This is a genomic window from Arthrobacter zhaoguopingii, from assembly GCF_009828595.1.
In the GTDB taxonomy this organism is placed as follows: Bacteria; Actinomycetota; Actinomycetes; order Actinomycetales; family Micrococcaceae; genus Arthrobacter_D; species Arthrobacter_D zhaoguopingii.
Genome location: NZ_WPNY01000004.1, coordinates 243384 through 269073, shown reverse-complemented (window position 1 = coordinate 269073; position 25690 = coordinate 243384). Strand labels below are relative to the sequence as shown.

16 protein-coding genes and 1 tRNA gene are annotated in these 25690 nt (G+C 70.5%); 15 read left to right on the top strand and 2 right to left on the bottom strand.

Going from position 1 to position 25690, the window contains the following annotated elements:
- Positions 1–26 precede the first annotated feature (26 nt).
- The 5 genes from GVV86_RS07930 (at position 27) to GVV86_RS07910 (ending at position 9796) form a co-directional block, all read left to right on the top strand.
- The gene (locus GVV86_RS07930) at positions 27–2057 is read left to right on the top strand and encodes an Hsp70 family protein (RefSeq protein ID WP_159802417.1); all 2031 of its coding nucleotides are present in this window, start codon (positions 27–29) and stop codon (positions 2055–2057) included.
- A 6-nt stretch (positions 2058–2063) separates the two neighbouring features.
- Positions 2064–4673 carry a LuxR C-terminal-related transcriptional regulator gene (locus tag GVV86_RS07925; RefSeq protein WP_246669909.1) on the top strand — a complete coding sequence of 870 codons (2610 nt, stop codon included), beginning with the start codon at positions 2064–2066 and terminating at the stop codon, positions 4671–4673.
- Between the two features lie 366 nt (positions 4674–5039).
- On the top strand, positions 5040–6374 hold the full coding sequence (locus GVV86_RS07920; RefSeq protein ID WP_159802415.1) for an IniB N-terminal domain-containing protein: 1335 nt from the start codon (positions 5040–5042) through the stop codon (positions 6372–6374).
- A 111-nt stretch (positions 6375–6485) separates the two neighbouring features.
- Entirely contained in the window at positions 6486–8312 is a 1827-nt protein-coding gene (locus GVV86_RS07915) for a dynamin family protein (RefSeq protein WP_159802413.1), read from the top strand.
- Positions 8309–9796, top strand: a complete 1488-nt coding sequence (locus tag GVV86_RS07910) for a dynamin family protein (protein WP_159802411.1) — start codon at positions 8309–8311, stop codon at positions 9794–9796. Before GVV86_RS07915 ends, GVV86_RS07910 begins: the two co-directional genes overlap by 4 nt.
- A gap of 53 nt (positions 9797–9849) precedes the next feature.
- On the opposite strand, the gene GVV86_RS07905 is transcribed toward GVV86_RS07910, so the two are convergent.
- Entirely contained in the window at positions 9850–10446 is a 597-nt protein-coding gene (locus tag GVV86_RS07905) for a hypothetical protein (RefSeq protein ID WP_159615748.1), read from the bottom strand.
- A gap of 121 nt (positions 10447–10567) precedes the next feature.
- Here GVV86_RS07905 and GVV86_RS07900 point away from each other — a divergent pair, with 121 nt between their 5' ends.
- A complete protein-coding gene (locus tag GVV86_RS07900; protein ID WP_159802409.1) occupies positions 10568–10705 on the top strand; it encodes a hypothetical protein in 138 nt (45 codons plus the stop codon).
- Positions 10706–10955: 250 nt separating this feature from the next.
- Here GVV86_RS07900 and GVV86_RS07895 read toward each other — a convergent pair whose 3' ends face one another.
- A complete protein-coding gene (locus GVV86_RS07895) occupies positions 10956–11552 on the bottom strand; it encodes a TetR/AcrR family transcriptional regulator (protein WP_120167315.1) in 597 nt (198 codons plus the stop codon).
- Positions 11553–11696: 144 nt separating this feature from the next.
- Between GVV86_RS07895 and GVV86_RS07890 the strand changes: the two genes are divergently transcribed.
- From GVV86_RS07890 to GVV86_RS07850, 9 genes are all read left to right on the top strand, one after another.
- Positions 11697–11768, top strand: a tRNA-Gln gene (locus GVV86_RS07890).
- 75 nt (positions 11769–11843) lie between these two features.
- On the top strand, positions 11844–13412 hold the full coding sequence (gene glmU, locus GVV86_RS07885; RefSeq protein WP_159615752.1) for a bifunctional UDP-N-acetylglucosamine diphosphorylase/glucosamine-1-phosphate N-acetyltransferase GlmU: 1569 nt from the start codon (positions 11844–11846) through the stop codon (positions 13410–13412).
- Positions 13409–14389 carry a ribose-phosphate diphosphokinase gene (locus GVV86_RS07880; RefSeq protein ID WP_120166887.1) on the top strand — a complete coding sequence of 327 codons (981 nt, stop codon included), beginning with the start codon at positions 13409–13411 and terminating at the stop codon, positions 14387–14389. Before glmU ends, GVV86_RS07880 begins: the two co-directional genes overlap by 4 nt.
- A gap of 326 nt (positions 14390–14715) precedes the next feature.
- Positions 14716–17355: a LuxR family transcriptional regulator gene (locus GVV86_RS07875; RefSeq protein ID WP_159802407.1), complete on the top strand. Its 2640-nt coding sequence runs from the start codon at positions 14716–14718 to the stop codon at positions 17353–17355.
- Complete coding sequence (locus GVV86_RS07870) at positions 17352–20012, top strand: helix-turn-helix transcriptional regulator (RefSeq protein ID WP_159615755.1); 2661 nt, start codon at positions 17352–17354, stop codon at positions 20010–20012. Before GVV86_RS07875 ends, GVV86_RS07870 begins: the two co-directional genes overlap by 4 nt.
- Before the next feature lie 435 nt (positions 20013–20447).
- The gene (locus tag GVV86_RS07865; protein WP_159802405.1) at positions 20448–21341 is read left to right on the top strand and encodes a glycosyltransferase; all 894 of its coding nucleotides are present in this window, start codon (positions 20448–20450) and stop codon (positions 21339–21341) included.
- 257 nt (positions 21342–21598) lie between these two features.
- Complete coding sequence (locus GVV86_RS07860) at positions 21599–22216, top strand: 50S ribosomal protein L25/general stress protein Ctc (RefSeq protein ID WP_159615759.1); 618 nt, start codon at positions 21599–21601, stop codon at positions 22214–22216.
- 12 nt (positions 22217–22228) lie between these two features.
- A complete protein-coding gene (gene pth, locus GVV86_RS07855) occupies positions 22229–22816 on the top strand; it encodes an aminoacyl-tRNA hydrolase (protein WP_120166877.1) in 588 nt (195 codons plus the stop codon).
- 239 nt (positions 22817–23055) lie between these two features.
- Positions 23056–25680 (top strand): LuxR family transcriptional regulator, encoded by a 2625-nt coding sequence (locus tag GVV86_RS07850; protein ID WP_159802403.1) that lies wholly within the window; start codon positions 23056–23058, stop codon positions 25678–25680.
- Positions 25681–25690: the final 10 nt, after the last annotated feature.

The following is a 25690-nucleotide window of genomic DNA, read 5'->3' as shown; positions in this document are numbered from 1 at the left end:
TACGCTCATTTATTTAGGAATTCTGTATGCCGTACGTCCTAGGCGTTGATATCGGAACGAGTTTCACGGCCGCCGCGATCACCCGCCTTGGCGGTGACTCGGTAGCGACGCCGTCGGCCCTTGGCCTGGGGCTGCGCGGAGGCGCGGTGCCCACGGTGGTGTTCCTCGGCGAGGACGGACGGATGCTCGTGGGGGAGGCCGCGGAGCGGCGCGGGCTTGAGTGCCCCGAGCGCATGGTGCGTGAATTCAAGCGCCGGATCGGCGACCCGGTTCCCTTCGTGGTCGGCGGGGTGAGCGTCGCCGCCGAGGACCTGTTCGCCACGATGGCGCGCTGGGTGGTGGACCGTGCCGGGGAGCGCGAAGGCGAGCCTCCCGTGGCGGTGACCATTTCCCACCCGGCGGGCTGGGGCGACCACCGGACGGGCCTGGTCCGGGCCGCGCTGGCCGGCGTGGGGCTTGCCGATGTGGTGCTCCTGAGCGAACCGGAGGCGGCTGCCCTCCACTATGCCTCTCAGGAGCGGATCGAGCCGGGCAGCACGATTGCCGTCTACGACCTCGGCGGCGGAACCTTCGATGCCGCGGTGCTGCGCAAGAATGATACCGAAACCTTCACGGTGCTCGGGCGGCCGGGCGGCATCGAGCGGCTCGGCGGAGCCGATTTCGACCAGGCCGTCTTCGCCCATGTGGCCGCCGGGGCCGGACCGGCCTTCGCGGACCTCGACGTCTCCGACCCCGGGGTCCTTTCGGCCCTCGCACGGGTCCGCCGGGAATGCACCGAGGCAAAAGAGGCCCTGTCCGCCGATTCCGAGGCGACCATCCCGGTGCTGCTGCCTGGGGCGCACACCTCCGTGCGGCTCGTCCGGTCCGAGTTCGAGTCGATGATCGAGGATCCGGTGCGCTCGACCGTCGAGGTGCTCGCCGGGGTCCTTGAGGCCGCCGGTGTTGAGGCCGCCGACCTCGACGCGATCCTGCTGATCGGCGGCTCCTCAAGGATTCCCCTGGTTGCCGAACTGCTTTCGGAGGAGCTCGAGCGGCCGATCGCCATCGACGCCGACCCCAAGGCATCGATCTCCCTGGGAGCCGCGTTCGCCGCCGCCGGGCTCGTGGAGGAGGACCTCGACGGGGACGACGGCGGAGCGCCGGCCGGCGCGCCGGGGAGTCCCGAGCGGCCCGTTCTGGCCTCCGGTGCGCCGCCGGCCCTCGCACCGGCCGGCGCCGGAACGGCGCGCTCCCGGACGGGCGTTCGGATCGGGGCGGTGGCCGTGTCCGTCGCGCTGCTCACCGGTCTTACGGCGACGGCGGCACAGAGCCCGCGGTTCTTCGGGGGCCTGAGCGCCGCCGCGGAGGCCGATTCGCGCACGGGCACGCCCAGTTCCCCGACCGGAGAGCCGACGGGCGGCGGCGGGAATCCCGACACACCGGAGAGGAACTGGTTCTCTCAGCTGACGGATCCGGCGGCGCCCCCAGCCCCCGTCAAGGCGGTCCCGGCAGGTATTGCCGCGCTCGGACCCGGCGGATCCGATGCAGGCACGACGCAGGGGAAGGATTCCGGGGCGGGCGATGAGGATTCCCTTCCCACCGAAGGGAAGGGATCCGCCGGCACCACCTCCGCTGACCCCGGGACGGCGGGCACGGACGGCAGCGGGGAACCGTCCACCGGGCCGGCCCCCGAAACCCCCGGTCCGGATGCGGTCACCCCGCCCAATTCGCCGTCCCCGGTGCCGGAGCCGACACCGCCGCCGGTGACACCCCCGCCGGTGACCCAGCCGCCTCCGTCCCCGACGACCGAGCCGGCGCCGCCGCCGGTGACCCAGCCGCCTCCGTCGCCGACGACCGAGCCGGCGCCGCCGCCGGTGACCCAGCCGCCTCCGTCGCCGACGACCGAGCCGGCGCCGCCGCCGGTGACCCAGCCGCCTCCGTCGCCGACGACCGAGCCGGCGCCGCCGCCGCCGGCCGGTCCGGTGCCCTCGCAGTCCGCCCCGGTTGATCCCAGCCCGGAGCCCAGCGCGGCCATCGAGACGGCCCCGGCCCCACCGCCGGCAGCCCCGGAAGGCTGACCGGAGGTGCAGGGAGGAAGTCTGGGGGTCTCACTGCCGTGTCCGCTGAGGAGAACGGTTGCCGCGTCCTTCCTCGAGGCCGCGGGCCGGTCCGCAGCCGATCCGCAGCGACGCCTCGTTGCGGGGATCTCCGGCGCCGGCGGATCAGGCAAGAGCGCCCTTCTCGACCTTGCCGAGGAGCGCTACCGGGACGCCGGAATCGACGTGGTGCGCGGTCCCGCCGCCCTCGACACCGGTTTCGGTGAAACCGAACCGGACGGCGCCCGCCGGGCGGTCCTCGTCGATGACGCCCACCTCCTCGACGACGACGCGCTGGCCCGGATCATCTCGATTCTTGAGGACCGCTCCGACGATGTGATCGTCTCCTACCGGGGCTGGCCCCGGAGCCCGGCTCTCGAGCGCCTGGCCGCCGTCCTTGAACAGCGCCATCCGCCGGTGGTGCTGGGTCCGCTGGGCGGGGACGATCTCGCCCGCTATCTCGGTGCCGCCCTGGGCAACCCGGTGCCGGCGGCGACCCTTGGACTGGTGGCGGACCTCACGGGCGGGATGCCGTGGCTCGTGCAGCGGGTCACCGCTGGCCTGCAGCAGGAGCCCGGCGGAACGGGTTCCGCCCCGGAGGTTCCCCGCGGCGTCATGGACCAGCTCGGCTACGACCTCGACGGCGTCGACGCCGCGCTGCGCGAGCTGCTGCTGGCGATGGCCGTCGGCTTCGTCCCGCCGCGGCAGGTCCCGCCCGGGCTGGCCGCGGCCGGTACGTCCGTCGATACCCTGCTCGCCCGGGGCCGGGCCGCTGGGATGCTGCTTCCCGATGGACGTCTCGCCCCCCTGATCGGCCGCGCCCTGCTCGCAGCCACTCCCGCCTACCGCGTCCGGGAGCTGCAGCACTCCCTCGTGGACCTCTTGACGGACGCGGACCTGCGGTTCGGGGAGGTTGCCCGCGGCTTGGCCCGCGACGGGCTGCAGCACCCCCGGGTGGCGGCTGCGCTCGTGGCCGCGGCCGATGCGGAGCTGCCCGACGCACCGGAGGCCGCGGCGGCGCTGTACGAGGAGGCGGGCGCCGCCGGCGACGACGGGCTCTCCACGGCGGCGCGCCGGGCTCAGGCCGCCGCAGCGATGGGGGACCTCGACGGCGCGTGCCGGATCCTTGACCATCTGCTCGCCCAGGAGGAGGCGCCGGACATCGCCCGCGCCGCCGACGTGGCCGCGTCCGTGTGGGCCCAGCGCGGCATGCTCGCCCGCGGCGCCGACGTGTACCGATGGCTGGGGGAGGGGCGTGCCGGGAGTTCCGCCGCCCTGGCCGCCGTCGCAATGATCGGCAGCGGGGACCGGGACGGAGCGGAGAAGATGCTCGGGGAAACCGCGCAGGACGGCTCCCCAACGGTGCGCGCCGTCTCGGTCGCCCTGATGGGGCGGGGCGTGCACACCTCGCTGGGGCCCGCTCCGGGGCAGGCCCTGCCCGGACTGATCCGCGCCTCCGACATGATGACCGCCTCGGGCCAGACGCTTCCCCTGCCAGACCTGCCGGCCGCCCTCGCCGCCCTCGCTGCACTCAGCAGCGGCGAGCTCGAGCTCGCCGAATCGGTCCTCGACGCGGCGCTCGCCGGCGGGCAGGGCGGACCGGCGGCCCGCCCACGGCTGCTGCTGCTGCGGGCCTGGACCGCACTGCAGCGGGACCTGCCCGGCGAGGCCCGGTCCTTCGCCGCCGAGGCGGTCGCCGGCCCCGGCCCGCTCGTACCTCGCGACGAGTTCTTCCTCACCGCGCTCGAGGTGGCGCTGGCGCGGCGGACCGGCGATGTCCCGGCCCTCGTGGGCGCCTGGCAGCGGGCCCGCGAGGGCATCCTGCGCGTTTCGATCGACCTTTACCTCCTCCTGCCCCTTGGCGAACTCCTTGTCGCCGGCGCCCGCCTGCGCGACGCGGGCCGCCTCGAATTCCAGCTCGCCGACGCCTGGGCGCTGCTGGAGCGGCTGGGCAACCCGCCGCTGTGGTCGGTCCCGCTGCACTGGGCGGCGGTCCAGGCCGCGCTCCTCTCGGACCGGCCCCAGGACCTTGCCCCGCATGCGGCGGCCCTGGTGCGCAGCGCCGGACGTTATCCCCTGGCCTCGGTGCTCGCCACCGGGGGCCGGGTATGGATTTCGGTGCTGGCCGGCCGCTTCGAGGTCTCCGCCGTTGAGAACGCGGCGCGCGGGCTGGCGGCGGCCGGCTACACCTGGGACGGTTCGCGGCTGGCGGGCCAGGCCGCGTCCCGGGCCGACGACCGGAAAGACATGGCCCGCCTGATGGCCTGTGCCCGGGACCTGCACCCGGTCACCGACACCGCGGCCATGCCGTCATCCCGGCCCGCAGCCGGTACCACCGGTCCGCCGGCGCCGCGGCCCGGTGCGGCCGCGGGATCCGACGGGTCCGGGCTGAGTGCCCGCGAGCGCGAGGTCGCCCGGCTCGTGCTCGAGGGCAGGACCTACCGGGAGATCGGTCAGGCGATCTTCATTTCTCCGCGCACCGCCGAGCACCACATCGCACGCATCCGGCGCCGCCTCGGTGTCACCACCCGTGCCGATCTGCTCGACCAGCTGCGCGTCGCCCTGGCCCGGTCCGAGAAGGGACCGGGCGGGGCATAGGGGCTCCGGCGGGCGTAGGGGCAAAATCGCACCCGATTGCGACTCCGGCGCCGGATATAACGGGTGCGCAGGTCGTTTTCGGGCGAGCAGGTCGTTTCCGGGCGAGCAGGTCGCGCCAAGCTGCAGTCTTCCGGCCGGCGCCCGTCCCGGTGCTCGCACGATCCCCCTCCTCCGGTACGCGGCGTGCCCGAATACCCCGTACCCCTACCGTCCGGCGATGCTCAAACCCCTAACGGGGGAGCCCCCGGCAGGGGAGGAATCCCCGATGGCAGCGGACGGCGCCGGTCCTAGATTGAATTCAGGCGATCCAAAGCATCGGCGCTCTCAGAACAACCGATCATCACCACCAAAGCAGGGGAACCCAAAATGCCAACTCTCGCAACGACTCTTCTCGAATTCCTGATGAATCTGTTCAAGGACCCCGAGGCTGCGGCAGCCTTCAAGGCGGACCCCGAGGGGGCCCTCGCCGATGCCGGGCTCGGAGGTGTCTGCATGGAAGACGTCGATGCGGTCCTGCCGGTCATCCTCGACTACGCTCCCGTCGCCGTGACCTCCTCCTTCGACCGCGAGTACAACACCGGCGGCAACGATTCCACCATCGAGGCGCCGATGAGCGGCAACGCCGGCTCGGTCAACGTCGGCCCGATCACCGGCCCGGGCCACAGCCATGACGATGACGACGACCACGACCACGGCCACGGCGGCGGCCGCGGCCGTGATGACGACGATGATGATGACGACAATGGCCACGATGACTACAACGATCACGGCCACGCGGTCCAGACCCTGACCCACGTGATGAACAACTACTCCTACACGTCGACCATCGATGACCGGGACACCATCACCGACCAGTCGGTGAACCAGAACATCTGGGCCGACGGCGATGTCACCCAGTTCTTCGACAATGACGCCATCGTCGCCTCGGGCGACGACGCGATCGCGGCCGAAGGCGACGTCGAGGTCGACAACTCCGTCGACGAATCCACTGACAACTCCACCACGGTCCATGCCGGGGATGACGCGCACATCGGCATCGGCAACACTGACGTCGACGTCGAGATCGATGACTCCTTCAACGAGGACAACGACGTCACCGAGGATTCCTACAACAAGGACAACTCGGTCAACGACTCGTACAACGAGGACGAGTCGATCAACGACTCCTACAACGAGGACAACGACGAAGACAACGACATCAACGATTCGTACAACACTGACGTTGACGTCGAGTTCGAGGACTCCTTCAACGACAACTCGGACCAGTCGACGACGAAGAATGAGGATTCGTACAACGACGAGTCGACGACCGTCGAGATCGACGACTCCTTCAATGAGGTCGACAAGTCCGTCACCGACACCACGGTCAACACGGACCTGGACGTCGAGATCGAGGACTCGTTCAACGAGGTCGACGTCACGGATTCCTACAACGAGACCACGACGACCACCGAGACCGAGGTCGTCATCGACGAATCGTTCAACACCGACAAGTCTGTCACCGTTGACGAATCCTTCAACACCGACAACTCCGTCGCCGTCGACGCGGAGTTCGACGAGTCCTTCAACGACACCTCCACCGAGGTTGTCGTGGACGACATCACCACCGAGTTCACCTCGATCGACGAGTCGGTCGTCCTGACCGACACCGTGGTCACCGCCGACGAGGGCGGCGAGGTGGACCTGGAGGCCGATTCATAGCAGCCTCCCGCAAGTTTGTCTCAAGAAGAACGGCCCGGCCCGGCAGGAAGCGTGCTTCCCGCCGGGCCGCTCTGTAGTCTCGAGTCATCGTCTTTCCCGGGAGGTGCACCTGTGGCCGAGCTGGTTCAACTTGTGGAGCGCGGCATCGAACTGGTGCAGGCCGGAGACAGGGCGGATCTGCGCCGCCGTCTCGAATCGACCCGCGGCCGCCTCCTCGACGCAAACATTCGAGTGATCGTCGTCGGAGAGTTCAAACAGGGCAAGAGCCAGCTCATCAACGCTTTGGTGAATGCGCCCGTGTGTCCGGTGGATGATGACATCGCCACCTCGGTGCCGACCGTGGTGCGCTACGGCGAGCAGCCCTCGGCCGTCCTCGTGGTGCCCCGGGACGCCGACCCGGCGGCTGACGGCGGGCCGGCGCTGGAGCGGCAGCCGGTCGACCTTGCCGACATCGCCTCCTACGTCTCGGAGAAGGGCAACCCCGGCAACGAGCGCCGGCTGGCGGCTGCCGAGGTTGCCCTTCCGCGCAAGGTCCTGACCGGTGGGCTTTCCCTCGTCGATTCGCCCGGGGTCGGCGGCCTCGATTCGGCCCACTCGCTGACGACGCTCACCGCGCTGCCGACGGCCGATGCGATGCTGCTGGTCTCCGACGCCTCCCAGGAATACACCGAACCGGAAATCCGCTTCCTGCGCCAGGCCCTGCGGGTTTCCCCAAATATCGGCTGCGTCCTGACCAAGACCGACCTCTACCCGCAGTGGCGGCGGGTCGCCGAACTCGACCGGGCCCACCTCGACCGGGTGCGCCCCGGGATCCCGCTGATCCCGGTGTCCTCCGACCTTCGCCTGCACGCGGCCCGGCTCAAGGACAACGAACTGAATGCGGAGTCGGGTTTCCCTGCGCTGGTGGCCTACCTGCGCCAGGACATCCTCGGCTCCGCCGAAAGGCTCCAACGCCGCTCCGTCGCCCAGGATCTGCTCTCAATCACCGAGCACCTGCGTCTGTCGCTGACGTCGGAACTCGGCGCGCTCGAGGACCCCGAACGGAGCCCGCTGATGATCGCCGGGCTTGAGGCCGCCAAGGAGCGCGCCGATGAGCAGCGCCGGCGGTCGGCCCGGTGGCAGGTCACCCTCAACGACGGCATCAGCGACCTCATCGCCGACATGGAGTACGACCTGCGCGACCGGCTGCGCAGGATCCAGCGCGAAGCGGAGCAGGCGATCGACGAAGGGGACCCGGGGCCGACCTGGGACCAGTTCGCCCAGTGGCTCGAGCAGCGGGTCGCCTCGGCGGTGTCCGATACCTTCGTCTGGACCAGTGAACGCTCCGCGTGGCTGGCCGAGCAGGTCGCCGAGCATTTCCAGCAGGACGAGGTGCGGCTGCCGGTGCTTTCGGTCTCCGACACCCAAGACGTCCTGAGTCCCGTCGAGAAGGTGCCGACTCTCGACCCGGGCAGGGTGGGCCCCCTGCAGAAGGTCCTGATCGGCATGCGCGGATCCTACGGCGGCGTCCTGATGTTCGGGCTGCTCACCGGCATCGTGGGCATGTCCCTGATCAACCCCTTCTCGGTGGGAGCCGGGCTCCTGCTGGGACGCAAGGCCTACCGGGAGGACAAGGAGGCGCGGCTCAAGCGCCGGCAGGGCGAGGCGAAGGCGCTCGTGCGGCGGCAGATCGACGACGTCGTCTTCCAGGTGGGGAAGGAACTCAAGGACCGGCTGCGCCTGATCCAGCGCGCCACCCGCGACCACTTCTCCGAGATCGCCGAAGAGCATCACCGTTCGCTGGGCGATTCGGTGGCGGCGGCGCAGAAGGCCGCAGCCACCTACGCCCTCGAACGGGAGCAGCGGATACAGCAGATCCGGGCCGAACTGAAGCGCGTCGACGCCCTGCACGCCCAGGCCCGCGCACTGGAAGGTGACCCCGCGGCGGCCCGGCCGTGACCGACGGCGTGGGCGCCGCGGTGGCTGCGCTCGTCCGGGACGCCCAGGAGGTGTACGGGGCTGACCCTGCGGCGCTGGCCGTGCTCTCCGGCTATGACCGGCGGCTGCGCGAACCGCTCCGCGTCGCCGTCGCCGGGATGGTCAAGGCGGGCAAATCAACCCTCCTCAATGCGGTGATCGGCGAAGAGATCGCCCCCACCGACACTGGGGAATGCACCCGGGTCATCACCTGGTACCGCCACGGGGACACCCCCCGGGTGACCCTGCACCCGCTGAACGGTCCCCCGCGGTCACTGCCCGTGCGCCGGGTGGAGGGCCGGCTGCAGCTCGACCTCGGCGGGACCCCAGCCGACGAGGTGGACCGGCTCGTGGTGGAATGGCCGGCCCGGGCCCTGCGGGAGCTCACGCTCATCGACACCCCCGGGATCGCGTCGCTGTCGCGGGAGGTTTCCGCGCGCTCGGTGCGGTTCCTCACCCCGGGCGACGCGCCGTCGGAGGCCGACGCCCTGATCTACCTGATGCGCCACCTCCATGCGAGTGACCTCGGCTTCCTTGAGTCCTTTCAGGACACCGCGGCGGGACAGTCAGGCACGGTCAACGCGCTGGCGGTCCTCTCGCGCGCCGATGAGGTCGGAGCGGGCCGGATCGATGCGCTGCTGGCTGCCCGCGAGGTGGCCGCCCGCTACCGGAACGACGCCGGCCTGCGGCGCCTGGCCCTGGGTGTCGTCCCCGTTGCCGGCCTCCTCGCCCAGAGCGCGCGGACCCTGCGCCAGAGCGAGTTCGCCGCCCTCGCGGCGCTTGCACGGCTCGAGCGCGGGGACCGCGAGCGACTCCTCCTCTCGGCCGACCGGTTCGTCCGGGCGGACGCACCGGGAGGCGTTCCCGTGGGGGAGCGTGCCGCGCTGCTTGAACGGTTCGGCCTGTTCGGGGTCCGGCTCGCGTGTGTGCTGCTCGGCGGGGGCATCGGCGAGCCGACGGTCCTGGCCCGCGAACTCGCCCGGCGGAGCGGCCTCGACGACGTCCTCCGTGCGCTCTCGGGCCAGTTCCAGGCCCGGGCGGCCCAGCTCAAGGCTCGAAACGTCCTGATCGGCGTCGACGCGCTCGTGCGTGCCCGGCCCCGGCCCGGCACCGCCGCGCTGGCCGCGTCGATTGAGCGGATCCTTGCCGGTGCCCATGAGTACCGGGAGCTGCGCCTCCTCGGGGTGCTCCACACCGCCGGGGTGCCCCTCGCGCCGGACCTGGCGGCCGACGCGGAGCGGCTCATCGGCGGCAGCGGGGTGACACCTGCGCGCAGGCTGGGACTGCGGCGGGATACGCCGGCGGATCAGGTGCGGTCCGAGGCGGTGCTCCAGCTGCGCCGCTGGCGCGCGGTGGCCGAAAACCCGCTGACCGACAGGAGTGCCATGGATCTCTGCCAGACGGTGATCCGCAGCTGCGAGGCGTTGCTTGCCGACACTACCCAGGAGCCGGCAGCCCCTCTCTGAGCCCCTGCGTCCCGGCCCGCGGAGCAGGGCCCGCGGGCCGTAACTGACCGGTTTCAGCCGTGACGGAACCACGCGTTGGCGCGGGGGAGCAGGCTTGCGGCCAGCGCCGCAGCGCCGAGCAGAGCCTGCGCCACCAGGAGCAGGATGAAGTAGGTCTCCGTGCCCGGAGGGGCAAGTATCGAGCCGCCTGCGGCCAGCACCGCGAGGTGCACGGGCAGGAGCGCCAGCAGTACCCACCGCGGCCAGCCGCGCCGGTGCAGCAGGACGGCGAGCAGGAGCGCCTCGATGCCGATGAGCACGAGGAACACGCCCAGCCCGCCCCACCACGCCACCGAGGCAACAGTGTCAAGGGTCATCGGATCACGTTCGGTCCCGATTCCGGCCGCCGCCTCGCGCAGCCGGTCCAGCTGGGACCGGCGGTTGAGGAACGCAAGAAGGGCCGCCACGATCCCGGCGGCGAAGCTCGCGAGCCAGAGGGACCGGGCGGCCCCTACCGGGCCCGGCGCCGGCACCGTGGCAACTATCGGCGCGGGAGTGCTCCGGGCGAGTCCCGGCCGCGGCGGAGCGGGGTGGAGCGCCGGCTCCCGCCGCCGATCGTCCGGGGTCCCCGGCCTGCGCCCGGGACCTTCCTCGGCAGGTTCGTTGGACATGGGGGTAACTTAGCACCGGTCCCCGGCGGCCGCAGGAGATGCCTTCTCCGAGTACCTCCCGGAGTGGAACGAGTAGTTACTACTGTGGTTGGTGGGAGAAGCCGGTCCTACCGTAGGAGCCATGAGCAGCAACAGTGGAAACGCAGTCCATGGCCGGCGCAGGAAGCAGGACACGCGGCCGGCAACCGGCCGCCGGGTGGGCCTCGGTACGGGCCTTGCCGTCATCGTGGTCCTCGTCCTGCTGATCATCCTCTTCTGACACCCGGCCCCGCGTGCCGGCGGGCAGGGCCGCCACCGGCCTGTGCCGGTCGGTTCCGGGGCCGCCGGTTCGATCAGGTGTCCCGGTTCGATCAGGAGTCCCGGTTCGATCAGGAGTCCCGGTTCGATCAGGAGTCCCGGTTCGATCATGCGCCCCGGTTCGATCATGCGCCCCGGCCAGGTCGGGTGCCCGGTTCGATCAGGAGTGCCCATCAGATTCCACGTCCCGCGGAGGTACCCGGGCGGGAACCTCAGGCGCTGCGCAGCTGCGGATCGATCGACAGCCCGCTGAGCCCGTTCCACGCGAGGTTTACAAGGTGCGCCGCCACGGTCCGCTTGTCCGGCTGGCGCGCGTCGAGCCACCACTGGCCGGTCATCGCCACCATCCCGACAAGCATCTGAGCATAGATGGCACCGTCCTGGGGCAGATATCCGCGCTTCTCAAACTCGGCCGCCATGATGTGCTCGACCCGTGCGGCGATCCGGGACAGCAGGGTCGAAAAGGCGCCCTCGGGCTGGGACGGGGCGGCGTCGCGCATGAGAATGCGGAAACCGTCGGTGCTGTTCTCGATGTAGTCGAGGAGCGCAAGTGCGGCGCGCTCAAGCAGCTCCCGCGACCCGGCATCGCCGGCGAGTGCGGTGGTAACGCTGCGCAGCAGGATGTGGAACTCGACGTCGACCACCTGGGTGTAAAGGCCTTCCTTGCTGCCGAAGTGCTCATAAATCACCGGTTTGGACACCCCTGCCGCCGCGGCGATCTCCTCGATCGTGGTCCCGTCGAGGCCCCGAAGTGCGAACAGCGCCCGGCCGACGTCGATGAGCTGGGCGCGCCGCTGGGCGCCCGTCATGCGGGGTCGGACGGCCCCGTCGCCGGGTGCTGAAGGCTGGCTCACCCCTCCATCCTACGGACCGGGCCGGGTCGCCGATGGATTCCGTTCGTGGCAGACTTGATAACCGTGTGCACGTGCTGCCGTACGGCAGGGCGCGCATGGTCCGCCCTGGTGTAATGGCAGCACCCCAGCCTTTGGAGCTGCGGAGTATAGGTTCGAATCCTATGGGCGGAACGGTGGAAACGGCCCGGTACTATGACCGGGTGGCCACCCGCCGGTCACACCCCCAACAGGTAGGAGCGCTTCTTCGTGAGCCATCAGGACGCCGCTGCTGCGACGGCACCATTGGAATCCTCCCCACCGGCCGCAGTGATCGTCCTCGCTGCCGGAGCAGGCACCCGGATGAAGTCGAGGACCCCGAAGGTCCTGCACCCGCTGGGCGGTCTCTCCCTCGTGGGCCATGCCCTCGCCGCGGCCCGTGCACTCGGACCGGAGGCGCTGGCCGTGGTGGTCCGCCACGAACGCGACCTCGTCGCCGGCCACATCGCCGCCCTGGACCCCGACGCGCTGCTCGTGGACCAGGACGAGATCCCGGGCACCGGCAGGGCCGTCCAGGTCGCCCTCGAGGCGCTCGACGCCCGCCAGGGAGCCCCCCTCGAGGGCACAGTCGTCGTCACCTACGGTGACGTGCCGCTGCTCACCCCCGCAACGCTGAAAAACCTCCTGGCCGAGCACCGGACAGGAGCGAACGCGGTGACCGTCCTGACGGCGGTCCTCGACAACGCTGACGGCTACGGCAGGATCCTGCGCGGAGCCGACGGCACGGTCACGGCCATTGTCGAGCACAAGGACGCCACCGACGTCGAGCGCGCGATCCGCGAGATCAACTCCGGAATCTACGCCTTCGACGCCGGGCTCCTCCGCACCGCCCTGGGGCAGGTCGGTGCCGACAACGCCCAGGGCGAGATGTACCTGACCGATGTCCTCGGCCTCTGCCGTGCCGCGGGGGGCCGGGTCGCCGCGGTCGTCTCGGAGGACCGCTGGCAGGTCGAGGGGGTCAATGACCGCGTGCAGCTGGCGAGCCTGGGCGCCGAGCTGAACCGGCGGATCGTCACCGCGTGGATGCGGGCCGGAGTGAGCATCATCGACCCGGCAACGACCTGGATCGACGCCACGGCCGTGCTCAGCGAGGACACCACCATCCTGCCGGGCACCCAGCTCCACGGGTCAACCCGGCTCGAACGCGGTGCGGTGGTGGGTCCCGACACCACCCTCACCGACGTTCTCGTCGGTGAGGACGCCTCGGTGGTGCGCACCCATGGAAGCGGCGCCCGGATCGGTGCCGGCGCCTCCGTCGGCCCCTTCACCTACCTGCGCCCCGGCACGGTGCTCGGTGAGGAAGGCAAGATCGGGGCCTTCTACGAGACCAAGAATGTCACCATCGGGCGCGGCTCGAAGCTGTCCCACCTGGGCTACGCCGGCGACGCCGAGATCGGCGACTACACGAACATCGGCTGCGGAAACATCACGGCCAATTACGACGGCGTGAACAAGCACCGCACCGTCATCGGCTCCCATGTGCGCACGAGCTCGAACACCGTCTTCGTCGCGCCCGTCACCGTCGGTGACGGCGCCTACACGGGAGCCGGGGCGGTGATCCGCAAGGACGTCCCCGCCGGTGCCCTGGCCCTGAGCATCGCCCCGCAGCGCAACGCCGAAGGGTGGGTCGGCGCGAAGCGGCCGGGCACCGCCTCCGCACGTGCCGCCTCGGCATCGGCCGGTGTCCCTGCTTCCGACGCCGCGGCCACCGGCCCTTCCTCCACCAGCACCACCCCCGGCACAGTGGCGACACCAACAGAAGAGAGCAGCCAGGCATGAGCGAAATCACGGCACACGGCGAGAAGAAGCTGGTCCTGGCCTCCGGGCGCGCCCACCCCGAACTCGCGGAGGAGATCGCCGCGGAGCTTGGCACCGAACTCCTGCCCGTCTCCGCCTACGACTTCGCCAACGGGGAGATCTATGTCCGGTCGGGGGAGAGCGTGCGCGGCACCGACGTCTTCGTGATCCAGGCGCATCCGGCCCCGCTGAACAACTGGCTGATGGAGCAGCTGATCATGGTCGATTCGCTGAAGCGGGCCTCCGCCAAGCGGATCACCGTTGTATCCCCGTTCTATCCCTATGCCCGCCAGGACAAGAAGGGCCGGGGCCGCGAGCCCATCTCGGCGCGCCTGGTTGCCGACCTCTACAAGACGGCCGGAGCCAACCGGCTGATGTCGGTCGACCTTCACACCTCACAGATCCAGGGGTTCTTCGACGGTCCGGTGGACCACCTGATGGCGATTCCGCTGCTTGCCGAATACATCCGCTCCCGCGTCGATGCAGACAATGTCACGGTGGTCTCGCCGGACACCGGGCGGGTGCGGGTGGCCGAGCAGTGGGCCGAACGGCTCGGCGGAGCACCGCTGGCGTTCGTCCACAAGAGCCGGGACCTCACGGTGCCCAACCAGGCCGTGTCCAAGCAGGTCGTCGGCCAGATCGAGGGACGCACCTGCGTGCTCATCGACGACATGATCGACACCGGAGGAACGATCTCCGGAGCCGTGCAGGTGCTGAAGAATGCCGGCGCCAAGGATGTTATCATCGCCGCCACGCACGCTGTCTTCTCCGAACCGGCATCGCGCCGGCTCGCCGAGTCGGGCGCGCGGGAAGTGGTTGTCACCAACACCCTGCCGATTCCCGCCGAGAAACGCTTCCCGCAGCTGACGGTGCTTTCCATTGCGCCGCTGATCGCCCGTGCGATCCGGGAGGTGTTCGACGACGGATCCGTTACGAGCCTCTTCGACGGGATCGCCTGAGTCTGCTGCGGGACGGTAGGATTCCCTCAACCTAGGTGGGGCGGACCGGCTCCACCCCAGTAGGGTAAAGGGCCCGGAGGCCCCGATGCTAGGTAGTGAGCGACGGCCAACTGAGTAGGCGTGCACGCATCTGCCGCACCAAAACAGGTAGCTTCGCGGAGAAATCCGTAGTGACCACTCGTGTCCGCGGGCCCACTCGTTTCTAGGCTGTGTATCAGGAGAACTCACAGCCCGGGGAAGAAGTTGGTCTCAATGCGGTCTCACAGAGTGATTTATTCGCGTCATGACACGCCGGTCCGCGCGCCGATCAGCCAGGGCGGCCCGAAATGACCCCGCTGCTGCCCGGCAGCTTCTTCATCGGGCGCACCGAACTGCTCGCCGGGATCAACACGGCCCTCCGCCGGCAGGGATCCTCGGGAGCCGTCCTCGTCGGCGGGACGGGGGTCGGCAAGACGGCGCTCCTGCAGCAGGTCCTCCAGTCGGGGTCCGGGGTCCATATCGTCAACGTGCGGGGATCGGCCGCCTCCCGGCGCATCCCCTACCGAGCCCTGAGCTTCCTGCTCTCCGAGGTGGAACGGGAGGTGCTCGGCAATCCGGTGATGGTCCTCCAGGCGCTGAGCGCGGCGCTGCGGCGTCATGCCCGTGGCGAGTCGGTCATCATCGCGGTCGACAATGCCGAGCAGCTCGACGCCGCCTCCTCCGGGGTCATCAGCCAGCTCGTCCAGAACGGCGACGCGCGCGTCCTGCTGGCCGTCAAGGATTTCGCCCTCGCCGACGCCGCCTTCATGGCCATGTGGTGCGACGGTTCGCTCCAGCGTTTCGACGTTCCGCCGCTGACCTTCGACGAATCGACCCGCTTCGTCGAGGCCGAACTGGGGGCGCCGGCATCCCAGGAATGCCTGCAGGCGCTGTGGGAGTTCAGCGCCGGCAACCCGAGGGTCCTCCGCACGGCGCTGCGGGGGATGGCCCGGCGCAACCTCCTCGCCCGGAGCAACGCCTCCTGGGTGCTGCTGCCCGGCCGGCTGGTCCTGGGCGAGGAACTCGCGGAAGCCGGATCGGCCCTGCCCGAGCTGAGCCGCGAACAGCGCAGGATCGTACGCCTGACCGCCCTGGCCGGCCACCTGCCCTGGCCGATGGCGCTCCAGCGGTTCAGCCCGGAAGACCTCGACACCGTGCAGGAGGCGCGCGTGATCAGCGTCGACCACGGGCCGGCGCCGGCCGCACGCTGCACCGCACCCGCCCTGGCCGACGCCGTCGCCGAAAGTGTTCCCGCGGAGGAGGCCGGGGCGCTCTACGCCGATTTCGCCTCTCTGCCGGGCTTCGAGGCGGTCCTCGAGGCCGAACCGACCCGGCATGCCCTGTGGCTGCTCCACGCCGGAATCCCGCTGCCTCCGGAGGTCGCCCTGGCCGGCGCCCGCTCGGCCAACCGCGCCGGCGACTTCGCGGCGGCCGCGGAGATTGCGGCAAGCGGAAAAGGCCGCTCCGCACCCGCCGCCCTGGTGCTCGAGTCGGTCATCGCCGACCTCGGGCAGGGGGATTTCGAACAGGCCGCCTCGACCGCGGCAGCCCTGACGGGCCGCCCGGAGAGCCCCGCCGGTGCCGACCTCTTCCGGCTGCGCCTGCTGCAGGCGCGCATCCTCCGTCACCTCGGCCAGCCCGGCAGCGCGGCCCTCCTCGACCGGGCCGACGACGAACTCACCGGGGAGCAGCCCCTGCCGGAGGCCGCGGAACTGCGCAAGGAGGCGCTGCTGGCCCGCGCCGAGCAGGCCTCCTGGGACGGCAGGTTCCTGCGCAACGCGGCGGAGCTTCCGGCGGTCCTCGCCTCCGACGACGGACTCGACGCCGAGTTCCGGGCGCGCGTCGAGGGCTGGCTGTGCGAAGCCTGGGCGATGACCGCCCGGCAGCTCGAGGCAATGGAACTGGCCGCCGACCTCGCCCGCCGCCTCGGAGGACCGGGCATCAGCAGGACCACCCGGACCTTCGCCGTCCAGCAGATCGGGGAGGTGTACCGGCTCGCCGGCTCGGGCGCCGAGGGCGAACGGATGCTGGCCGCCGCCGGACTGCCGAGGGGAGGCCCGGAGGCCGGGCGCGGATCATGGGGCGCCGTCGCCGAAGGTGTTGCCGAGGCACTCCAGGGCAGGGTCGGTCCCGCCCTGGAACTGCTCGCTCCCGCGCTCAACCAGCTGCGCGTCCGCGACCCGCAGGGCCTCCTGCCCCTGGCCGCGGCCGGCATCACCTACTGCCACGCCCAGGAGCGCAACCTCGAACAGGCAATCGCCCACCTTCCGGTGACGGAGGCCGGCCCCGCAAGCCCGTGGAAGGTCCGGCGCGCGTCCCGGCACATTCAGCTCCTGGTGTCCTCGCTCCTTGAGGTGAAGGCCGAGGCAGCCCGCGGCCTTCACGCCCTCGGGGAGGTTGACCGCCGGGCCGGCACCGGCGCGTGGGCGCTCCTGTCCCTGTCCAGGGCCGTGCGCCTCGGCGACAGGACGGCGCTCGATCCGCTGACCGCGGTGTCCGCGTCGCTCCAGGGGGCGTTCGCCCGGACCTGCGAGCTCTACGCCAAGGGGCTGGGCAACGGAGATGCCGAACTGCTGGTGCAGGCCGCCGAACTCGCCTCCGCGCAGGGGGACCGCCGCTTCGCCTCCGACGCCGCCCAGGCCGCCCTCCGCAGCGCCGCCGGAACGCGGGAGAAGAACACCCTCCGCCAGCTGCAGCGCCGGGTCCGGGAGATCCTTCCCGAGGCCGCAGCCTGGAGCTCGGCCGGGTCGGGCCTCGAACGACTCACCGCCAGGGAACGCGAGGTGACCCGGCTTGCGGCGGCGGGGGCGAGCAACAAGGCGATCGCCGCACAGATGTTCGTCTCGGTGCGCACGGTCGAGGGCCACCTCTACCAGGTGTACTCGAAACTGAACGTCTCGACCCGGAGCGAGCTTGGAGAGCTCATCCCCACCGAAACCCGCTCATGAGGACCACCGCTTCGCTGGTGGACGGGGACCTCGTCGGCCGGAACCCCCTGCTCGAAGCCCTCGAGCACGCAGTGACCCGCTCGGACCTGCACGGGGCGTTCGTCTTCGGTGAAGCGGGGATGGGCAAGACGGCGCTCGCCCGGCACCTCGTGGAGCGGACCCTGCACTCGGCGGCCTCCTTCCTGATCCACCCGGGTCCGGCCCTGAGCAACGCACCCTACGCGGCGCTGGCCCCGTTCCTGGGACGGGCAACAGCCCGCGACATCGAGTCCTCGCTCTCCGTGCTGCGGATCCTGATCTCGTTCTTCCGCGAGGAGTCGAAGGGCCGCCCGGTGCTGCTTGTCGTCGACGACGCCCACGAGGTCGACGACGACAGCAGCCACGTGCTCTCCCAGCTCGTCTCCTCCCGCACCGTGCGCCTTGTCGCGTTCTCGCGGCCGCAGGAACCGGTCTCCGAGGAACTCGTGTCCCTCTGCAGGGAAGGACTGCTCGCCCGTTTCGAGGTGGGGCCCCTCGACGCGGCCGAGGTGGCGGAGGTGTGCACGAAAGTGCTCGGCGGCGAACTCGTGCGCGGCACCGGGGAGCGCCTCTGGGAGGAATCGGGCGGAAATCCGCTGTTCCTGCGGACCCTGCTCGACCAGTCCCTCGCCGATGGGGCGCTCACCGAAACCGCGGGGGTATGGCAGCTGTCAGGGGAGGAGCTGAGGGTGCCCGCCTCCCTCGCCGACCTCGTGCGGGGCATCTGCCTGCGGCTGCCGCCGCAGGAACGGAAGGCCTTCGAAGCGCTCGCCCTCGCAGAACCTGTGCCCTTCTCGGCACTCTCCGGCATCACCGATGCCACAGCCGTGCCAAACCTCCTCGAGGCCGGGCTCATCATGAGCATGCCCGGCCATCCGGCCTTCGCGGTTCCCACCCACCGGCTCTACGGAAGGATCGTGCGCGGACTCGTCCCGGCAGGACGGAGCGCCGTGCTCAGGGCCGAACTGGCCGCCGGTTCCACCCCGATCCCCACGGTAGGTCCTGGCAGGATCCGGCACCTCAACTGGGCCCTGGACTGCGGGGAAACGGTTTCGGACGCCGAGCTCATCGAGAGAGCCCGTCTCGCCCACCGCTACTTCGACCTGTCCTCCTCGGTCCGGTTCGCCTCGGCGGTGGCAGGTCCGGAACACGCCACCGCGGCTCGGGTGGAGCGGGCGCGGGTCGAACTGGCCCGCATGCACCTTCCCGAAGCCGAAGACCTGCTGCGCGGAACCCTGGAGGCCGCCGGGCAGGTCGAGGTGCTTGCCGCCGCGGCGGTTCTCACCGTGCGCCTGCGGCTGTTCCAGGGCAGGCCGCTGAAGGACATCCATACCCTGGCCGACCGGTGGAGCGCCGTGCTTCAGTCGAAGCACGATTTTCCGGCGGACCCCCCGGAGGTCGACCTGCTGCGCTGCTTTGTCTACAACCTCGAGGGCCGCTACGCCGACGCCGAGACGCGGCTCCGGGCGATCGGACAGGATGAGGCCGCCGGTGAACTCAACTTCGCCCTCGCCCAGTCCCTGCTCGGTGAGGCCCTCGGGGCGACGGGCCGGGCAACCGAGGCCAAGGCGCTGACGGCCTCCGCACTGGCCCTGGTGCGCACCGATCCCGGCCTGTTCAACGATTTCCACGCCTTCACCCTCACCCGCCACCTCCTGGTGCTGATCCACTCCGGGGAGTTCGCCGAAGCCGAGGCGGCCCTCCAGGACTATGCCCGCCGGCCGGCCCGCGACTACGCCTTCACCGGCGGGGCGCTCGCCGCCCTTGATGCTCTGCTCGAGGTGCGCCGGGGCAGGTTCCGGCTGGGGATGGAAAAGCTGGGCCCTGCGCTCGAAGCGCTCCGCCGGTCCGACAAGGAACTACTGCTCCCGTACACCCTCGCCGTCGCCGCCCTCGCCTGCAGCGCGCTGGGCCGGACGGGCCATGCCGAGGCGCTGACGGCCGAATTCGCCACACAGGCCCACCGGGGCAGCCGCCCTCTCGCGCTGCTGGGACAGGCTTTCACCCACGCGGCCCTGCTGCCCTCCTCCAACCGGGAGCACCACCTCGACCGGCTGAAGGGGCTGGCCGCCGCGGCGGCCGGAAACGGCCTCTCCGCCGTCGAAAAGGACATCCTCGAAATCCTCGTGGCGCTGGGCGACGAAAAGTCGGCCGTCCGGCTCGAGGTGCTCACCGGCACGATGGACGGCCGTGAGGCGGCGGTGCTCAACGCATACGCCGCCGCTGTGGTCTCCGGGGAGCCGGAGCGGCTGGCCGCGGCGGGGGACAAGGCGGAACTCTCCCAGAAGCACCTGGTGGCGGCCGACGCCGCCTACCGCGCCATGCGCCTGCTGTCGGGCGCGGGGGACCGCCGGACCCAGCGCGAACTGCTCCAGGTGGCCCGGCGCCGGCGCCAGCGCCTCGAGGGCAGCTCACTCGCGCTCCTGGGCGACGCCGAGGAGCCGACGAAGCTGACCGCCCGTGAGCGGGAGATCGCCTCCCTCGCCCTGGACGGCGCATCGAACCGTGCGATCGCCGCCGCGCTGACGGTCTCTCCCCGGACCGTCGAGGGTCACCTCTACCGCATCTACGCGAAGCTCGGAATCACCCGGCGCGAGGAGCTGACGGCGGAGTATGAATCGATCGTCCGGCCGGAGTAGGGCCTGCCGAGTAGGAGCCTCGGCGATGAGGTAGTGCCCTGCCCGGGAACAGGTAGCAGAACGGGGGAATTCGGGCGCGATTACTTGTGTTGCCGTCCTCCCGGGGGACATAGAGTTTTGACAAGTCGGAACCCAGAGAAGGAGCCGGCTTCACCGAACCGGGTCGGCGGTGTCGAAGTCTTCTTGAGACCAGGACTTCATCCCCAGCCGCCGCCGACCCTTAACCTCGGCAGGAGTACCTGCAGGTGGCCGGGCCGGAACCTTGACGTTCCGGCCCGGCTTTCTTTGCGGGCTGACGCCCCGGGAGCGGCGTGACCCGAACCGGCAGTGCCGCAATACCGTGTCGAATGGCACAATGGGCTGAAAATGCCGGGCACGAGGCTGGGAGCGCCAATCGAATTCGACATGTTGCCGCGGGGTGCCAAAGTGCTGTGGGTGTCCTCTGCCGGCGGGCACCTCTCGGAACTCCTGAGAATCGACGGCACCGTTCAGGCGTCGGACGATTCGCTGTGGGTAACCTTCGAAACCCAGCAGACGGTCTCGATGCTGAGTGCGCGGCGGAGCCAGTTCGTCGACTACGTCGCGCCCCGTGATGGGCCGGCCACCCTCAGGGCGGCGCGCCGGATCCTGTCGATCCTGCGCCGTGAGTCCTTCGACGCCTGCATCAGCACCGGGGCGGCCGTGGCGGTGTCGGGGCTTCCCCTGGCGGCACTGTTCGGAATTCCCACCTACTACGTTGAAAGCCTCGCCCGGGTCTCCGCTCCATCCTTCACCGGCAGAATCCTCGAGCGTGCGCCGCGGGTACGGACCTATGCCCAGTACGAGGGCTGGTCCCGCCGCTGGCCCTACGCCGGCACCATCTGGGATTCCTTCTCCTGCTCCTCCGGGACGGAGCCTGCCCGGGTGCGGAAAATCCTCGTCACCCTCGGGACGATCCGGCCGTACTCGTTCGACCGGGCGGTCGATGCGGTGCTGTCGATCCTCCAGCCCGGGGATGAGCTGACCTGGCAGCTTGGTTCCACCCGGCGTTCCGGCCTTCCGGGGACCGTGCATCAGGAGATGGGTTTCGGCGACCTGGGCCGGTGCGCCGCAGCGGCCGACGTCGTCATCACCCACGCCGGGGTGGGAACGATCCTCCAGTTGATGAGCCTGGGCAAGATGCCCGTCCTTGCGGTGCGGGACCCGGCCCACCGGGAGCACGTCGACGGCCATCAGAACGAAATCGCGTCGGCCGCAGTGGCGCGCGGGGTGGTGGGGGTGCTGGACCTGGCGCGGCCCGACCGCGGTGTCCTTGAGGCCGCGGCGTCCCGGCGGATTCTCAGCACCTGAGGCAGTCCAGGCCTCCGCCCGGGGAGGGTCAGGGGAGCTCTGGGGGTGCTGTAGGATAGTCTGCGATGCCTAGGCGAGGGAGCGGCCCGAGAAATCGGGCGGACTCCGTGATCGACGGTGGCTAGCGACTTTCAGCGGCTGGTGCTTCCACCAGCAGTGAGCGGTTTCTAGACGCGCTCCTCAACGCCCCGGCAACGTCCACAGGCTGGCCCCGCCTCCGGCGCACCAGCTATCCAGCGTTCCATGAGGAGAACCCCATGTCAGAGCAGAAGCTCCCAGCAGAAGTACGCAGCGAATTCGGCAAGGGCGCGGCCCGCCAGGCCCGCCGCGCCAACAAGATCCCCGCAGTGATCTACGGGCACGGCGGGGATCCGCTCCACGTCCTGCTCCCCGCGAAGGCCACTACCCTCGCCGTGCGCACCCCCAACGCCCTGCTGACCCTCGAGGTCGACGGCACCGAGCACCTGGCCCTCGCAAAGGACATCCAGCGCAACCCGCTGAAGCAGATCATCGAGCACATCGACCTGCTGACGGTCCGCCGCGGTGAGAAGGTCGAAGTCGACGTCACTATCCACATCGAGGGCGAGCCGGCCGCCGAGGTCGTCGTCAACCTCGAAAGCAACACCGTGCTCGTCGAGGCCGAGGCCACCCACCTGCCCGAAAGCCTCACCGTCAACATCGAGGGCCGCCAGGTCGGCGAGCACATCCACGCCTCCGACATCCAGCTGCCTTCCGGCGTCCGCCTGCTCGTCGACCCCGAGACGCTCATCGTCAACCTCGCTGCGCCGACGGTCCAGGACCTCGGCGAGAGCGAAACCCCCTCTGCCGACACCGAGGCTTCCGCCGAAGGCGCAACGTCCTCAGACGACAGCTAGCCCTTCCCGGCTGTGCCAACTGACGCATGGCTCGTAGCCGGGCTCGGAAACCCCGGGCCCGGCTACAGCGGCAACCGCCACAATGTGGGTTCGATGGTCCTTGACCTCCTGGCAGCACGCCTCAACGGGCGGTTCCGGTCAACCCGGACGCAGGCAGTGGCCCTCGAGGGACGGCTTGGACCCGGCGGCCCGCGCGTGGTCCTGATGAAACCGCTGACCTATATGAACCTCTCCGGCGGACCCGTCTCCGCGCTGGCAAAATTCTACGGAATCCCCGCCGAGCGGGTGCTCGCGGTGCACGACGAGATCGACATTCCCTTTAACACGGTCCGGCTCAAGGCAGGCGGAGGCGAGGGCGGGCACAACGGCCTCCGGGACATCAGCAGGGCCCTGGGCACGAAGGACTACCTCCGGGTCCGGGTCGGCGTCGGGCGCCCTCCCGGCCGGCAGGACACCGCAGACTTCGTCCTCAAAGACTTCGGCACCGCGGAAAAGAAGGAACTGCCCTTCCTCCTTGAGGATGCAGCAGACGCCGTCGAGGCCGTGATCCGCACCGGACTCGTTGCCGCGCAGCAGAAATTCCACGCTCCTGCCGGATGAGCACCGTTCCCGCCGCCGCCGGCCCCGGGCCCCGCGGGACGGGGCCCGGCGGCGCGGGGGCGAACACTACAGCATTAAACCTTGGTCGCCGCTTCAGTGGCTTTCCTCACACGGCGAGGTAGTGTGAGGCTCCAAGACAATCGTTGCGGGGCGGACTCAATGGTGACTTGTGGTACCAGTCCCGGTTTCGAACCGGGGCTGCCGGTTGGGGCCGGGGAAAGCGCGATGGGGCGCTGCACATGATGGGGCTGGACAGCAGTTGGCCCCTCGTGGGGCGTTCCGAGGAGATCGACTATGCCCGGAATGCCCTCGTGCAGGGCCCGGGTGGCGGAGTGGTCCTCGTCGGACAGGCCGGGGTGGGGAAGACACTCATTGCCCGCCGGGTCAGCAGTGAGCTTGCCCGGGACTTCGAGGTGCTCTACCTGCGCGGCTCGACGGCCATAGCGGACACCCCCTACGGAGTGCTCAGCATGGTCCTTGCCCAGCTTGACGAGGAAACCTCGGCCAACCCGCTCATGCTCCTGAGCTCACTCCAGAGCCGCTTCCATCCCGGCACCGAGGGCGCCCGCACCCTGATGGTCCTCGACAATATCGAGGACTTCGACGACTTTTCGGCGATGGTCATCGCCCACCTCGTCCGCGCGGGATCGGTCCGGGTCCTGGGTATCTGCGGGGACATGCAGCGTGCACCGCTCGAGCTTTTCAACCTGTGGAAGGACGACGTCGTGCGCCGGCTCGACGTCCAGCCACTCGACCTCGAGGAGACAACCGAACTGCTCACCGCCGCGCTCGGCAGCCCCGTCTCCCGCTCGGTGGCCCTCGGGCTGTGGCAGGCAAGCGGCGGTAACCCCCGGTACCTTCAGGCGATCACCCTCGCCGACGTGGAATCGGGGCACCTCGCCCTGAGCGACGGGGTCTGGGTCTCCGGCGGCGGCGGCGGAGCCCGTGCGGGCAAGCCGATGGCCGAGTGCGTCACCGGCCAGCTCGAGCGGATCCTCCCGGACCAGCGTCCGCTGCTTGAAACCGTCGCCGTCGTCGGCGTGGTTCCCCTGGACCTGCTGCTCAAGGTGTTCCCGCCGGAGCCGGTCAATGCCCTGCAGGAGCAGGGCATCCTCTGGGCGGAACAGGGCGGTCCTCCCCTGGTGCGCGTGTCCGACGAGGGGCTGGCCGAGTCGCTGCGCTCCCAGTTCGTGTCCGTACCGGGACGCGCCGCGCTCGCAGCGCTCAACGGCATGCGCACCGACAGCTCCATGCCCGGGCCGAGCCGTGCGTCCCTGATCCGGTGGAGCCTCGACAACGGGATCCAGGTCGACGCCCCGGCGCTGGTCGAGGCGGCGCGGGAGGCCAACCTGCGGTCCGAGCCGTCGGCGGCACTGAGCTTCCTCGCAGCGGTGCCAGACGCCGAGCGCGGCCCGGCGACCGTCCTTGCGACGGCGCGCGCGCTGGCCCTGGAGCGCCGGGTCGATGCCGCCCTGGCGACCATCGACCCCCTGCTCGGCGACGACGCTCCACCGGTCGGACTGCGGCTGGAGGTGGAGCTGATGCTCACGAAGGCGGAGCTGACGATGCGAAGCCACCAGCGGCACACCGAGACGGCTCCGCTGCTCGACGCGGCCGGTGCGAGGCTGTCCTCCGCCCCTGCAGAAGAGGTGCAGGACCTCCTGGAACAGCTTGAGGACTTCGCCGCGGAGCGTGAACTGTTCGAGGGCCGCTCGGCCGGGCTCACCGAGTCCCTCCCCGGACGGATCGAGGCGCGGTCGGCGCACGGCCGGCCCACCTCTCGACTCCAGGGACTGCTCGCCTCGGCACTGGCCATGGCCGGCCGCCAGGAGGCCGCCGTGGAAACCGCCCGTTCCCTTGTCACCCGGCTCGTCGGGGCGGAGCGGGACCCGCTCGAGATCGAGCGGGCCGGAACGCACCTCTTCACCGCGCTGCTGGCTGCCGGGTATTGGAACGAGGCACTGGCGATGGCGGAGGCCCCCGAACGCGACGCCGATGCAAGCGTCTACGACGGTTCGGCCTCGGAGTTCACCGAAGGTCTGCTCCACGCCTTCGCCGGCCGCAGCCAGGACGCGCTGGACCGGCTCGTTCCGGCCATCAGCCAGCTGCGGGCCAGCGACAGGCACGGACTGCTGCCCCTCGCGGAGGCCGCCGGTGCCTACGTCCTCGCGCTCCGGGGGGACCTGCCCGCGGCCCGGGAGCACGTGGACGCTGTCGACCTGGAGTCGGAACGCCGTTCCTGGCATTACCGGGACAGCGCCGAGTACTTCCGGATCCTCGCCGGGGCCGCGCTGGACGGGCCCGGCGCGGCGCAGGAGTTGCTGCGGTCCCGGGCGGAGGCAAACGCGGCCGCCGGCAACAAGGGTCAGGAACTCCTTTTCCTCTCCCAGGCGGTGCAGCTTGGCTCCGATGAGCTCGTGGAGCGGCTGTGTGCCGCTGCGGCCACCTGCGAGGGGCCCCTCGCCCGGGTCCTGGAGCTGCTGGGCAAGGGGATCGCCGCACGGAATTCCGAGGTCCTTCTCGACGCTGCCAGCGCCGCCCTCTATTCGGGGCATGATGGGCTCGCGGCCCACGCGGCGGAGCGCGCCATCGAGTTCCTCGAGGACGGCGACGCGATGATCGGCATCTACGCGGACCAGATCCTCCGCCGGGCCGCCGCACCGGGCCGGAGGCCGGCGCGCAGCAGGACGATCCTCAGCGAGAGGGAAAGGAAGATCGCACGGTTCGTGGCCCGCGGTGCGTCCAATAAGGTCATCGCCGAGGCCGAACACGTCTCGGTGCGGACCGTCGAAGGCCACGTTCACCAGATCCTGACGAAGCTCGGTCTCTCAAGCCGCAAGCAGCTTGCCCTGATTTTCAAGTAGACGGACAGCC